Source organism: Vibrio sp. L5-1, from assembly GCF_021728315.1.
In the GTDB taxonomy this organism is placed as follows: Bacteria; Pseudomonadota; Gammaproteobacteria; order Enterobacterales; family Vibrionaceae; genus Vibrio; species Vibrio splendidus_K.
Genome location: NZ_JAKKCQ010000007.1, coordinates 48491 through 62508 on the forward strand (window position 1 = coordinate 48491; position 14018 = coordinate 62508).

Sequence of the window (14018 nt, forward strand, 5' to 3'; positions counted from 1 at the left end):
TCTTCGTAATAGAGGTAAAAGCACTTACTTTAACCTATGAATTATACTGAGCAAAATCAAACTATCAAACGTTGATAATAAGATTTTTGGTCAATTTTAGGTCAATCGTAAGAAGTGAGCGATCAACCACAGTCTGTATACAGTATTCTGTTACGCGTTTTGCATCTTATTAATGTCTAATTGTAGCGATTCAAGTTGCTTCGCTACACGACCAACATCACCAGCACCCTGTGTTAAAACAAGGTCTCCGCCTTGAATAACGTTGGCTAAAACCGACGGCAGCGTGTTGATATCAGCAACAAAGATGGGATCAATCTTACCACGCCCACGAATAGTTCGACTTAACGAGCGTCCGTCAGCCCCTGCAATAGGTTTCTCACCTGCAGAATAAACATCTAACAGAATAAGCACATCAACCTGCTCAAGAACGTTCGCGAAGTCATCATACAGATCGCGAGTGCGGCTATAACGATGCGGTTGGAAGATCATCACAAGACGTTTATCAGTCCAACCACTTCGTGCAGCTTGAATGGTGACATCAACTTCGGTTGGGTGATGGCCGTAATCATCGACCAGCATTGCAACACCCTTACCCGTTTCATATTCACCAAGGTGATCGAAACGACGGCCAGTGCCTTCCGTTCCAGCCATCGCTTTTAGAATCGCTTCATCGCTGATGTCATCTTCCGTCGCAACCGCAATCGCCGCTGATGCGTTCAGTGCGTTATGGCGACCGGGAATGTTCAACGTAATATCTAGATTGGCTTTACCTTTGCGAACAACCGTAAACTTGCCTTGCTGACCTTGTTGTACATAGTTTTCAATGCGGATATCAGCGTCTTCTGAGAAGCCGTAGGTAATCACTTGACGGCTAACCTGAGGAATAAGCTCACGTACTACCGGATCATCCACACACATCACAGCCTGACCGTAGAATGGCAGATTGTGTAAGAAATCAATAAACGTCTGCTTTAGCGTTTCAAAATCGCCGCCGTAGGTATCCATATGATCCGCTTCAATGTTAGTCACAATACTAACCATTGGTTGCAGGTGTAAGAATGACGCGTCACTTTCATCGGCTTCAGCGATAAGAATACGACTCGAACCTAGGCGAGCATTGGTACCCACACTTTTTACCAAACCACCGTTTACGAAAGTTGGATCTAAACCCGCTTCCGAATATATTTGTGTCACTAGCGCGGTCGTCGTGGTTTTACCGTGCGTACCTGCCACAGCAATGCCATGACGAAAACGCATCAGCTCAGCCAGCATTTCTGCACGACGAACGATAGGTGTACGCGCTTCACGAGCAGCAATAATCTCTGGGTTTTCTTCGTTGATAGCGGTTGAAACCACCACCACACTTGCATCAGCAACGTTACTTGCTTGGTGGCCGATGTAAACGGTAGCACCCTTGCTAACTAAACGATCGGTCACTGGGTTTTGAGCAATATCAGAACCCGTGATCTGGTAGCCTTCATTAAGCAAGACTTCAGCAATCCCGCTCATTCCTGCGCCACCAATACCGATGAAGTGGATAGATTTAACACGGCGCATCTCTGGCACCATTGCACGGATTTGCGCTAAGTCTTGGGTATGTTCAATCGTCATCAATTCAATCTCATTATTTTGCTAAAGCTTTAATCGCTTCAGCGACGGTCACATCAGCATCAAGCTTGGCTGCTTGACGAGCTTTTGTTGCCATCATTTTTAATTCATTTCTATCAAGCTGAGCAATCGTGTTCGCTAGCTTATCAGCCGTCAATTGAGGCTGTTCAATCATTAACGCTGCGCCACATTCAACTAGGTGATCGGCATTCAACGCTTGCTGTCTGTCTTTATGCATAAACGGAACGAAGATAGAACCCACACCGGCTGCAGACACTTCTGATACAGTTAATGCACCTGAGCGACACACTAATAGATCTGCCCACTCATAAGCTTGCGCCACATCATCAATAAATTCAGTCACTTGAACATTATCTACAGAATGTGATTTGTATTGTTCAATCACTTGCTGTTGATTGTTTTTACCGGCTTGGTGCATCACAGTAAAACCAGCGCCTAACTGAGCCAATGTTACAGGCAGAGTATCGTTAAGAATTTTAGCACCTTGGCTGCCACCCATAACTAGGATTCGAATATCGCCGTCACGCTCTGCCATGCGTTGCTCGGGTTCAGCTAAGCCAACAACATCTTCTCGTACTGGATTCCCCACAACTTCTGCGGCAGGGAAAGCACCAGGAAAGGCTTGGAATACCTTTTTCGCAATTTTAGATAGCCATTGGTTGGTTAAACCCGCCACGGCATTTTGTTCATGAAGAACCACGGGAATACCGGATAGCCATGCCGCAATGCCACCGGGGCCACTCACGTAACCACCCATTCCAAGCACCACATCTGGCTGCCATACTTTGATGTGCTGTCTTGCTTGAAGTATGGCATTAATAATCTGGAATGGCGCTTTAATTAACTTGCTAATGCCTTGACCACGCAGGCCTTTCACCTTGATGAAGTCGATCTCAATACCATGCTTTGGCACTAAATCCGCTTCCATTCTGTCTGCGGTTCCTAACCAGCGAATTTCCCAACCTTGTTGCTGAAGCTTTTTCGCCACCGCTAACCCTGGGAAAACGTGACCGCCAGTTCCACCAGCCATCACTAAAAGTTTTTTGTTTTGTTTCATCACGTTAGATTCTTATTCTACTAATTCGTTTTGATTGTCGGCTTGTTCTTTTTGTTGCATTCGGCATTCGTGATCGATACGCAGCAGCATAGAAACCGCAACTGACATCACGATAAGGCTTGAACCACCGTAACTGATAAGCGGCAGGGTTAGACCTTTGGTCGGAACAATACCCGATGCAGCACCTACGTTAACAAGCGTCTGAAAAGCAAACCAAATACCAATACCAAAGGCAAGATAACCACTGAATAACTGGTCGCTCTCGAAGGCTTTTTTGCCAATTAAAATGGCTTTAAGCACCAAACTAAAAATAAGGATCAGCACTAAGGTCACGCCAACAAAACCCAACTCTTCAGCCAATACCGCAAAAACAAAATCGGTATGTGCTTCTGGTAAATATTCTAACTTCTGAACCGAGTTTCCAAGGCCTTGCCCCATCCAATCACCACGACCAAATGCCATTAGCGATTGAGTTAACTGGTAGCCACTGCCAAACGGGTCATTCCACGGTTCCCAAAATGAGGTAACACGTCGAACACGATAGGGCTCAATAACAATCAAGCCGACGACTGCGGCAATACCCGCCACCATCAAGGCAATAAACTGTGAAAGCTTGGCTCCTGCGATAAATAACATTCCGAACAAGGTCACCAGCATTACAACTACTGTACCTAAATCGGGCTGGCCAAGTAGTAACACAGCAAAAGCACCGAATACCATGATCGGTTTACCAAAGCCACCGAAGAAGGTTTTTCTCACTTCGTCTTGTTTACGAACTAAATAACCCGCCATAAAGATAAACAGCGACAACTTAGCGACTTCAGCGGGTTGTAAGTTAAATAATCCAAGAGGGATCCAGCGTGATGCACCATTAACTGACTTACCGACAGCCAATACCACGACCAGCAAAAAAAAGGATAAACCCAATAAGTACATACTGTATTGAAACCAACGTTTCATTGGAATTTGCAATATGACGCTGGATACAATTAACGCCAACACAAGGAAAATGGCATGACGGAACATAAAGTGAAACGGCTGATCGGTTAAACGAGCACTGATTGGGAACGAAGCAGACGTTACCATCACCAATCCGGTCAGCATCAGTCCAAGAGCAATCCATACCAACTGACGATCGTAGAGCGCCTCTGGTGTGGCACGGTTTAGCCATTGCCAAATGGATTGATTAATCTCTTTCACTCTTTGCACTGAATGTTAGTCCTTCAACACGTTAGGCATACTCATGGGCAAGGTCAGTGAACGCATCACCTCTCGCCATGAAGTTATTAAATTGATCGAAGCTCGCACACGCTGGAGACAACATCACCATATCACCGGTAACTAACTGCTTCGAGACACTCTCGATAATGTCACGCATGGTATCAAACGTCTTAGCCGATGGGTGCAATGGCATAAATTGCGCGGCATCTTCACCGAAGCAACACAGTTGAACACGCTCTAGCTGTGACAACACAGGTTCAAGCTCACTAAAATCAGCGCCCTTACCTACACCACCAACCAGAAGATACAAAGTACCTTGGTACTCTAACCCCGACAGAGCCGCTAATGTACTGGCTACGTTGGTTGCTTTCGAGTCGTTAACCCACTTAATAGAACGCTTATCAGCCACCACTTGGCAACGATGCGTTAAACCGTTGTAGGCCTTCAGAGCTTCAAGGCTTTTGCTGTAATCAATACCGACTTGTTTAAGCAGTGCTAGCGAGACTAGCGCATTTGCCACATTGTGACGTCCAACCAATGTCAAATCTTGGGTAGGAAGTACTGGCTTAGCGTTATCGATTAGCCATTCAGTGCCATCAATTGTTGCCACACCAAACTCTTGGTCATCGAGACCAAATGTCACTACCTGCATCTCGTGATCTGGATAAGTCTCTTTGTCTTCGCGGTTTACAATCGCGTACTGAGCGTTGTTAAAAATTCTTAATTTGGCGTCACGGTAATCGGCCATGCCTTGATAGCGATCCATATGATCTTCTGACAAGTTCAAAAAGGCCGCCGCTGCAAGGTTTAGACTGGATGTTGTCTCTAGCTGAAAGCTTGAAAGCTCAAGGACATATAAATCAGCATCAAGCTCAAGAAGGTCTAAGGCAGGAATACCGATGTTGCCACCAACACCAACGTTAAGACCAGCAGCCTTTGCAAGTACACCCGTTAGATCGGTCACTGTGCTCTTGCCATTGGAACCTGTGATAGCCACAACAGGTTTGTCTACCGCCCAGCCAAACAGTTCAATATCGCCAACAACCGGAGTTCCCGCTTGAATAACATCTTGTATTTCAGGCGTCGCTAAGGCGATACCTGGGTTAGCAATCACCAAATCAGCTTCCGCTAACCATTGGCTATTCCAACTTCCAGAATGCAGTTCTACCGATTCAGGTAAAGATTCCTTTCCTGGTGGTAGCTCTCGAGTATCAATCACCTTCACATGAGTATGAGGCTGATATTTTACGAGATGTTTAACGACAGAGAGCCCGGTAATACCGAGCCCCACAACCACTACATTTTGAATATTTTGCCAACGTTCCATTTAAACAAGATGCTCTTAATAGTTTTAAAGAGCCTCTAATCAGAGGCTCACATAAGATTAACGAACTTTCAGTGTCGCTAGGCCAACCAGTACTAATACCATTGAGATGATCCAAAAGCGCACGATTACGCGCGGCTCTGGCCAACCTTTCAGTTCATAGTGGTGGTGAATCGGAGCCATGCGGAAAATACGCTGACCACGCAATTTGTAAGAGCCCACCTGCAGAATAACTGACAAGGTCTCCATTACAAACACACCGCCCATGATAACCAGTACCAACTCTTGGCGAACTAACACCGCGATCACACCCAGTGCACCACCAAGCGCTAGTGAGCCAACATCGCCCATGAATACTTGCGCTGGGTAAGTGTTGAACCATAGGAAGCCAAGTCCGGCACCGACGATAGCAGTACATACAACCACAAGCTCAGAAGTGTATGGGATGTATGGAATGTGTAGATATGCTGCAAAGTTAACATTACCTGTTGCCCATGCAATTACAGCAAAACCAGCAGCAACCATCACCGTTGGCATAATTGCCAAACCATCTAGGCCGTCTGTTAGGTTTACCGCGTTACTGGTACCCACAATAACAAAATAAGTCAGTACGATGTACAATAAACCAAGCTGTGGCATCACATCTTTAAAGAAAGGAACCACTAATTGAGTTGCTGCAGTATCGTGCCCGTGAGCATACAGAGCAAATGCCACAACCAATGCAATCGCAGATTGCCAGAAGTACTTCCAGCGAGCAATCAAGCCATCGGTGTTTTTACGAACCACTTTACGGTAGTCATCAACAAAACCGACCGCGCCATAACCAGCAAGTACCACTAATACCGCCCAAACGTAAGGGTTAGAAAGATCAGACCACATTAATACTGTAATAATAATGGCAGCTAGGATCATCACGCCACCCATGGTTGGTGTACCACGTTTGCTAAAGTGAGATTCAGGGCCGTCATTACGAACAACTTGGCCAATTTGTAGCATTTGCAGACGCTCAATTAAACGAGGTCCCATCCACAGCGACAGGCATAACGCCGTCAAAATACTCGCGATTGCACGAAACGATAGGTATTCGAACAAACGGAAAAAAGAAAGGTGTGGCTGTAGTAGCTCTGCAAGCCAAATTATCATGAAAAGTTCTCCTTTAAAGCAGCGGCTATTTTACTCATTCCTGCACTATTCGCGCCTTTTACCAACAAGGTATGTGACGCGTTTTCTGGCAAGCGTAAGTGCTGCTCTATGTGCGCGATCATCGCTTGATGCGTTGCAAAGTGGGTACCGTTACAGACCTCACTAATCACCTTGGTATCATCACCGTAAGTGAGTACATGCTCAAAAGCGAATGGGGCAGCATATTCACCGACTTGACGGTGAAGTGCAAGACTTTCGTCGCCTAATTCAGCCATATTACCTAAAATCAACCAACGTTGACCTTTGAAGCTCGACAGCAGTTTGGCTGCCGCCTTCATCGCGGGTACGCTGGCATTATAACTGTCATCTATCAGCTTGATATTCTGACTTAATTGTTGAACCTCAACTCGCCCTTTAACCGAGATAAGATTCGCTAAACCACTTTTTATTTCATCAAGCGTTGCACCAAATTGGATGCTCAACGCTGCAGCTGCCAACGCGTTCGCCACGTTATGCTGACCAATAATACCAAGTTCAACAGCTGTAACACCTAGTGGCGTTTGCATATCAAAGCAAGCTTCGCCTTGGTCGTTGATTTCGATATTTTCAGCAAAATAATCAGCTTCATGGTTACTTTCAGAAAATGTCAGAACCGTTTTATCCGCAAGTACTTCATTCCAAAAGTCACCACCGTTGCTCTCTAAATTAACAATAGCAGTATCACCAGCAGCAAGCCCCTGAAAAATTTCACCTTTCGCTTGCTTCACACCATCAATCGAACCAAAGCCTTCTAAATGAGCCGCGGCTACATTATTAACTAAGGCAACTTGTGGCTTCACTAGCTGAGTGGTGTAGGCAATTTCACCAATATGGTTAGCGCCTAATTCGATCACTGCATAGTCATCATTGGGTTCACTGCGTAACAAGGTCAAAGGCACACCAATATCATTATTGAAGTTACCCGCCGTAAACAGCACCTTGCCACGCTGCTGTAAAATGCTCGCCACCATCTCTTTAACGGTCGTTTTGCCACAGCTGCCTGTAATCGCCATCGTTGGCACGTCACATTGTTTGTGAATCCAAGCACTTAGTTCACCTAAAGCAAGTTTAGTGTCTTCGACAACAACTTGAGTAATATTTAGGTCAAGTTTTCGTTCGACTAACAACGCGCTCGCGTTTGCCTCAACGGCTTGATGGCAAAAGTCATGCGCGTCGAAACGCTCTCCAACGATAGCGACAAACAAGGCGCCTTCTTCAACGGTACGAGTATCCGTTGAAACTGCATTGATTACGTTATTGTTCGAGTTGCCCGCTTTGATCAGCTCACCACTGACCACGGAGCAGATTTGCTCAAGTGATACATCAATCATTATGAAATACCTAAAAGTTGAAGCGCAGACTCTCGGTCTGAGTAATGTACCGTTTTATCTTTCAATACTTGGTAATCCTCATGGCCTTTACCAGCCAGAAGAATAATGTCATCGCTGCCTGCCTGCTCAAGCGCAAACTTAACGGCTTGATAGCGATCGTGTTCGACAAACGCAGCTTCAGGTTTACTTAAGCCACCAAGCATGTCTTTGACAATCAGTGCCGGTTCTTCGCTACGAGGGTTATCATCTGAAATAATGATTTTATCGGCGAACTGCTCTGCGGTCGCAGACATCATTGGGCGCTTACCAGTGTCGCGATCTCCACCACAACCAAAGATTGCCCAAAGTTTACCGGAGCAATGCACGCGCAGTGCTGCCAATGCTTTCTCTAACGCATCGGGCGTATGAGCGTAATCGACAACCACTTTTGCCTTGTTCGGAGTTTGGAAAAGCTCCATACGGCCAATCACAGGTTGAAGCTGAGGCGCAGTGTCGACCAAGATTTGCTTTTCGATACCCAAAGAAAGCAAAGTAGCAAAAGCAACCAGTACGTTTGATGCGTTGAACTGACCAATCAGTGGAACAGAAAGCTTCCCTTGTCCCCAACTACCATCGAAAGAGAGCTTGATACCGGTTTCTGCATAAGCGACATCAGATGCCCACACCGACTGTTGATAGCCCGTTAGCGGTAACAGTGAGACTGCAATGGCATTGGATAAGTCCGGCATCCAAGCTTTACCCACTTCGTCATCCACATTGATCACTACGTGCTTACATTTGTGTTGAGTAAACAAGCTCTTCTTAGCCAGAGCGTACTCTTCCATCGTGCCATGGTAATCAAGATGATCACGACTCAAGTTAGTAAATACACCAGCCTCAAAGTCCAAAGCCTTTACTCGACCTTGCACCAAACCATGAGAAGATATTTCCATTGCGGTATACACCGCTTTTTCTGCAGCTAATTCACTCAGCGTACGCTGTATTTCGATGGCACTGCCTGTGGTATTCGCTGCGGTTTTTAATTTGTCTAAGAAACCATTACCTGTCGTGCCCATTACCGCAGAACGTTGCCCGACGAGATCAAGCCATTGAGCAATCAATTGGGTGATGGTGGTTTTGCCATTGGTGCCGGTAACACCAATCAACTTAGTCGCTTGAGACGAGTAAACACGACCAGCTAACTCAGATAGCACCAAGTTAAGGTTGTTAATGTAAATAACAGGGACAGTATCCAACCATTCAATCAGACCATGAGGCTTTTCAGCATCGGCCTGTGCAATAACAGCATGAGTTCCCAGTGCGACCGCTTTGTCGATAAAACGACGGCCATCAACAGCATGTCCGACTACGGCAACAAAAATATCACCTTCCTTGATGGCTCGGCTATCTAGCTCCAATTGCTCAACAGCAATCGACTCCAGTTCAGGTGAACCAAAGTCTCCCCAAGGAGAAAGTAAAGATGACAGCGTGAGGCTATTACTCATATTGAATCCTGATTAACTCTATTCTTGAAACTTATTTTCATCAGCAGGGACGTTCATTATTTGCAGTGCGCCCTTCATGATTTCAGAAAAGACGGGGGCTGCGACTGAACCACCATAGTAAAGGTCTCCTTGAGGCTCATTGACCACAACAACCAATGCTACTCTTGGATCACTAACTGGAGCAAAGCCTGCGGTAACCGCGATGTATTCATCACTGTAGCCGCCCGCTTCAGCCTTACGTGATGTACCCGTTTTGGCTGCAACGCGGTAACCCGGAACGGCAGCTCTTGTCGCCGTACCGCCTTTTTGAGTCACCCCTTCTAGCATATTCAAAACCAGTTCAGCGTTCTCGCGCTTGATGATTTGCTTAGAAAAATCTTGGTCGTTACTCTTAATAATATGAATCGGCTCATACAAACCTTTGTTAGCTAACGTCGCATAGGCATGTGCCAACTGCATCGGCGTAACAGACAAGCCATAACCGAACGCTAAGGTCGCAATTTCAAACTTTGACCAACGACGGCGATTCGGGAAAATACCGCTCGTTTCACCAACCAAATTGAGCCCAGACATCTCGCCTAGACCAACTGAACTGTACATACCAAGCAAAGCTTCAAGTGGCATATTAAGTGCCAATTTCGCTACGCCGATGTTACTCGACTTCTTGAGGATCAGCGCTAAGTCAGCCTTGCCAACTTTAGAAGAATCTCGTACGCGACTACCACCGATCTGCATAATGCCATTGCCAGTATCAATCACAATATCTGGGTCTGCAGTGCCGTTCTCTAGCGCCGCCAAAACCACAAAAGGTTTCACGGTCGAGCCAGGTTCCATAGCATCGGTCAGAACGCGGTTACGCATTTTGAAGCTTTGTAAATCAGCACGATTGTTCGGATTATAAGAAGGGGCATTAACCATGGCTAACACGGCACCCGTTTTTACATCGAGTAGTACCGCAGAGCCTGAAGTCGCCTTGTGATCGGCCACGGCTTGCTTAATAGCGCGATAAGCAATGGCTTGTAATCGTTGATCAATCGTTAATTCGAGTGGTTTGCCTTCTTCACGCTCTTCTAAAGCAATGTTTTCAACAACGCGTCCATAGCGATCTTTACGAATCGTCCGCTTACCCGCTTCACCCGTGAGCCATTTGTCATAGCTGCGTTCAACGCCTTCTAATCCATGCCCGTCAATGCCGGTCACACCGATAAGGTGTGCACTGACTTCGCCTGCGGGGTAGTAACGTCGAGATTCCGCTTTCAGGCCAACACCCACCAGCTTTAGTTCACGAATATACTTAGCCATCGCTGGGCTAACTTGTCTTTGTAGGTAAACAAATCGGCGGGATTTGTTGCTAGAGATCTTGTCGATCATCGATTGTCGTTCTAAGCCAAGTACATCAGCTAACGCATACCAACGATCAATCTGGGCCATGCCATTTTTATCGAAAATCGTTTTCGGGTCGGCCCATACCGCCTCAACTGGAACACTCACAGCAAGCGGTTCGCCATTGCGGTCTGAGATAATGCCGCGGGCGGAAGGAATAGCCTTAACACGTACCGAGCGAAGATCGCCCTGACGGATTAAGTTATCTGGTTCAATAATTTGGATGTAAGCCACACGACCAACGAGTGCAGCAAAGGCAAGAAACACGAAAGCAATAACGACGTTGAAACGCCATTTAATAAGAATTGGATCCGAATCCTTTTCGCTCTTCACTCGCTCTTTCGTTGATTTCTTAACGGGTTTGGCGGGTGCTTTTTCCTTTTTACCGGTCATTTCAGTGTGATCACAACTTCTTTGTCAGAGTCTGGACGTTTCATGTCTAGCTCTCGTTTTGCCGATGCTTGAACGCGGCTATGTTCAGCCAAAGCCGTCTCTTCAAGCATTAAATTTCGCCACTCATCATCAAGCTGTTCTCGTTCCACTAATGCCATGTCTTTTTTCGTGATCGCCTGACGTGAATTATGTGTTGTAAGAACGACCCCCATCGCACTCGCAAAGATACAGATAAGAAGTACCAATGGAACCTTGCCCACGGAGATCAAATCAAAAAATATTATCTTGGCTAAGTTAGGCTTGGAGGTCTTCATTGACTATAGCTTTTCTGCGATTCGTAGTACTGAGCTACGCGAACGAGTATTCTCATCCACTTCATCTTTAGAAGGCTTAATCGCTTTACCTACTGGTTTTAGATCGGCACTGCCTAAAGCTTTAATTTGATCTTCTGTTAATGGCAAACCGTGAGGAACTTGTGGTCCTTGGCTCTCTTTACGGATGAAACGCTTAACCATACGGTCTTCAAGAGAGTGAAAACTGATAACAGAAATACGACCTTGAGGAGCAAGAATGCTTGCTGCGCCTTTCAGTGCGGTATCGATCTCTTCAAGTTCGCTGTTGATGTAGATACGGAATGCTTGGAAAGCACGTGTCGCTGGGTGCTTTTTCTCTTTGAAGCTCTTTGGAGCGACGTCAGAGATAAGCTTAGCCAGTTGACCAGTACGCGTTAGCGGTTCGTTCTCTTCATTCTCTTGATAAGCGATGATGCCTTTCGCGATACGACGAGCGTGTTTGTCTTCACCGAACTCACGAATAACCCATGTAATGTCATCAAGATCCGCATCAACTAGCCACTGAGAAACCGGAATACCCGTTGTTGGATCCATACGCATGTCTAGCGGCCCATCTTTCATGAAGCTAAAGCCACGCTCAGCATCATCTAGCTGTGGTGAAGAAACACCTAAATCCAGTAAAACACCATCCACTTGACCGACTAAGTCATAACGCTCTGCATATTCAGCCATACCTGAGAATGGGCCGTGAATAATCGTAAAACGAGGGTCATCAATCTTCTGAGCTTCTGCAATCGCTTGTGGATCGCGGTCGATACTAAAGAGTCGTCCATTCTCGCCCAGTTTAGACAGGATTGTACGGCTGTGACCACCACGGCCAAAAGTACCATCGATGTAGGTACCGTCAGGTTTGATCGCAAGTCCGTCAATAGATTCGTTAAGCAATACTGAAATATGTTTGAATGCTTCTGTCATAGTCTTCTCAGTGAGTGGATTGAGCCGTTAGTTAGGCAATAATTTGTTCTATTAACGTTTTAGTGTACTGATTTCGCGCTGTATCTCCACCATATTGTGTATAGGCTTTGGGAATTTTTGACCCAAGCTTATATCAGGGTGAAGGATTCTAAGGAAATCTAAATAATTTACGTCAATATAAAGCAAAAAACCCATCACTACTGTTAAGTAATGATGGGTTCTTTATATAGGTGGAGTTGACACATACGCCGGGTTCTGTTCCGCTTGCGCGGCGGTAACCATTCGTCTAGGCCTGCAATCGCTCACAGGCTCAAGCAATCTACCCGCCCCCATACGCGAGCAGCGCAATGCGAGGGCCTATTTGATCTTGCTCCGGGTGGAGTTTACCTTGCTACGAACTGTTGCCAGCCGCACGGTGCGCTCTTACCGCACCCTTTCAGCCTTACCTGTGCCTCTTCCGAAGAAATGAGGCCATCGGCGGTCTTCTCTCTGCTGCACTTGTCGTGGGCTCGCGCCCCCCAGACGTTATCTGGCACCCTGCTCTATGGAGCCCGGACGTTCCTCCCCTCTACCAGTCTCCCGAAGGACTTCAACGTCAGTTTCCCGAAGGACCTCAACGTCAGTCTCCCGAAGGACATCAGCAAAGCAGCGATTACCCGTTCAACTCCGAGGGCGGATTGTATAGAGATTAGTGAGCAGTGTCTAGCGAGATCACAAATATGCTGCAAACCTCTAATCGAATGCATGATTTTTACACAATCTAGACAAAAAAAGAGGAATAACGGTAATACCATTATTCCTCAGAAGCTTTTTCAATAAAGGTTATCTAGTCTATAAATAGATATCTACTCTATAAAGAGGTATCTAGTTGTCTAGATGCTCTAAGCCCCATTTGTATAAAGCGTTCTTTTTCAGATTGTAGATTTCTGCTGTCATCGCCGCCGCTTTTTTAAGGGGTAACTCTTTGGTTAGAATACCAAGGGTGCGAGTTGCTTCGTCTGGCAGATCGGTGCTCGCCTCTTCACGGTGACCATGGATCAGCAACACCATCTCACCACGTTTGCGGTTCGAGTCTTCTTCTATCCATTCAATCAACTCACCTAATGGTAAACCTTGAATGGTTTCAAATGTCTTGGTTAGCTCACGAGCCAACACGACCTCACGGTCTGGTCCTAAGATCTCTAGCATGTCCTGCAGAGAATCCGTAATACGGTGCGGTGATTCGTAGAAAATACATGTGCGCTCTGCTTTTGCAATCTCTAAGAACTTATCTTTGCGCCCCTTACTCTTTGGTGGCAAGAAGCCTTCAAAGCTGAAACGATCCGACGGTAAACCTGACGCACTTAGTGCGGTAATCACAGCACAAGCACCAGGAAGTGGCACAACTCTCACACCCGCTTGACGACATTGTGAGACAAGATGGTAACCTGGATCACTGATTAAAGGAGTACCCGCATCAGAGACTAATGCGATAGACTGACCTTCTAATAACCTTTCGACTAGAACTTGTGCTTTAGTTTGTTCATTATGATCATGTAAAGCGAACGTTCTGGTTGATATATTGAAGTGAGCAAGCAGCTTACCCGTGTGGCGTGTGTCTTCGGCTGCAATAACATCGACACTTGATAAAATTTCAATTGCTCTTTGAGTGATATCTCCCAAATTTCCGATTGGGGTTGGCACAATGTAGAGAGTTGGGCTCTCTGTGAGCAAGGTTTTGTTATCTGTCATTTGTTTACCATCACT

Annotated in this window: 11 protein-coding genes and 1 other RNA gene; all 12 read right to left on the minus strand. The window is 46.1% G+C overall.

Annotated elements, in window-relative coordinates; genetic code table 11:
• Window positions 1–150: 150 nt before the first annotated feature.
• A complete protein-coding gene (gene murC / locus L3V35_RS20355) occupies window positions 151–1611 on the minus strand; it encodes a UDP-N-acetylmuramate--L-alanine ligase (protein WP_017084769.1) in 1461 nt (486 codons plus the stop codon).
• A gap of 13 nt (window positions 1612–1624) precedes the next feature.
• Window positions 1625–2686 carry an undecaprenyldiphospho-muramoylpentapeptide beta-N-acetylglucosaminyltransferase gene (gene murG / locus L3V35_RS20360; RefSeq protein WP_237300585.1) on the minus strand — a complete coding sequence of 354 codons (1062 nt, stop codon included), beginning with the start codon at window positions 2684–2686 and terminating at the stop codon, window positions 1625–1627.
• A gap of 12 nt (window positions 2687–2698) precedes the next feature.
• On the minus strand, window positions 2699–3895 hold the full coding sequence (ftsW, locus tag L3V35_RS20365) for a cell division protein FtsW (RefSeq protein ID WP_102462685.1): 1197 nt from the start codon (window positions 3893–3895) through the stop codon (window positions 2699–2701).
• A 22-nt stretch (window positions 3896–3917) separates the two neighbouring features.
• Window positions 3918–5234, minus strand: a complete 1317-nt coding sequence (gene murD, locus L3V35_RS20370; protein ID WP_237300550.1) for a UDP-N-acetylmuramoyl-L-alanine--D-glutamate ligase — start codon at window positions 5232–5234, stop codon at window positions 3918–3920.
• 57 nt (window positions 5235–5291) lie between these two features.
• The gene (gene mraY, locus L3V35_RS20375) at window positions 5292–6374 is read right to left on the minus strand and encodes a phospho-N-acetylmuramoyl-pentapeptide-transferase (protein WP_054547819.1); all 1083 of its coding nucleotides are present in this window, start codon (window positions 6372–6374) and stop codon (window positions 5292–5294) included.
• On the minus strand, window positions 6371–7744 hold the full coding sequence (gene murF / locus L3V35_RS20380; protein WP_054547820.1) for a UDP-N-acetylmuramoyl-tripeptide--D-alanyl-D-alanine ligase: 1374 nt from the start codon (window positions 7742–7744) through the stop codon (window positions 6371–6373). The genes mraY and murF overlap by 4 nt, the downstream gene beginning before the upstream one ends.
• A complete protein-coding gene (murE, locus tag L3V35_RS20385) occupies window positions 7744–9228 on the minus strand; it encodes a UDP-N-acetylmuramoyl-L-alanyl-D-glutamate--2,6-diaminopimelate ligase (protein WP_237300551.1) in 1485 nt (494 codons plus the stop codon). Before murE ends, murF begins: the two co-directional genes overlap by 1 nt.
• Window positions 9229–9246: 18 nt before the next feature.
• On the minus strand, window positions 9247–11004 hold the full coding sequence (locus tag L3V35_RS20390; RefSeq protein WP_017077679.1) for a peptidoglycan glycosyltransferase FtsI: 1758 nt from the start codon (window positions 11002–11004) through the stop codon (window positions 9247–9249).
• The gene (ftsL, locus tag L3V35_RS20395) at window positions 11001–11318 is read right to left on the minus strand and encodes a cell division protein FtsL (protein WP_004735995.1); all 318 of its coding nucleotides are present in this window, start codon (window positions 11316–11318) and stop codon (window positions 11001–11003) included. Before ftsL ends, L3V35_RS20390 begins: the two co-directional genes overlap by 4 nt.
• Before the next feature lie 3 nt (window positions 11319–11321).
• A complete protein-coding gene (gene rsmH, locus L3V35_RS20400) occupies window positions 11322–12272 on the minus strand; it encodes a 16S rRNA (cytosine(1402)-N(4))-methyltransferase RsmH (RefSeq protein WP_065207227.1) in 951 nt (316 codons plus the stop codon).
• A gap of 228 nt (window positions 12273–12500) precedes the next feature.
• Window positions 12501–12940, minus strand: an RNA gene (gene rnpB / locus L3V35_RS20405) — RNase P RNA component class A.
• Between the two features lie 196 nt (window positions 12941–13136).
• Window positions 13137–14003, minus strand: coding sequence for a 16S rRNA (cytidine(1402)-2'-O)-methyltransferase (gene rsmI, locus L3V35_RS20410; RefSeq protein WP_004735998.1), 867 nt, complete (start codon window positions 14001–14003; stop codon window positions 13137–13139).
• Window positions 14004–14018 lie beyond the last annotated feature (15 nt).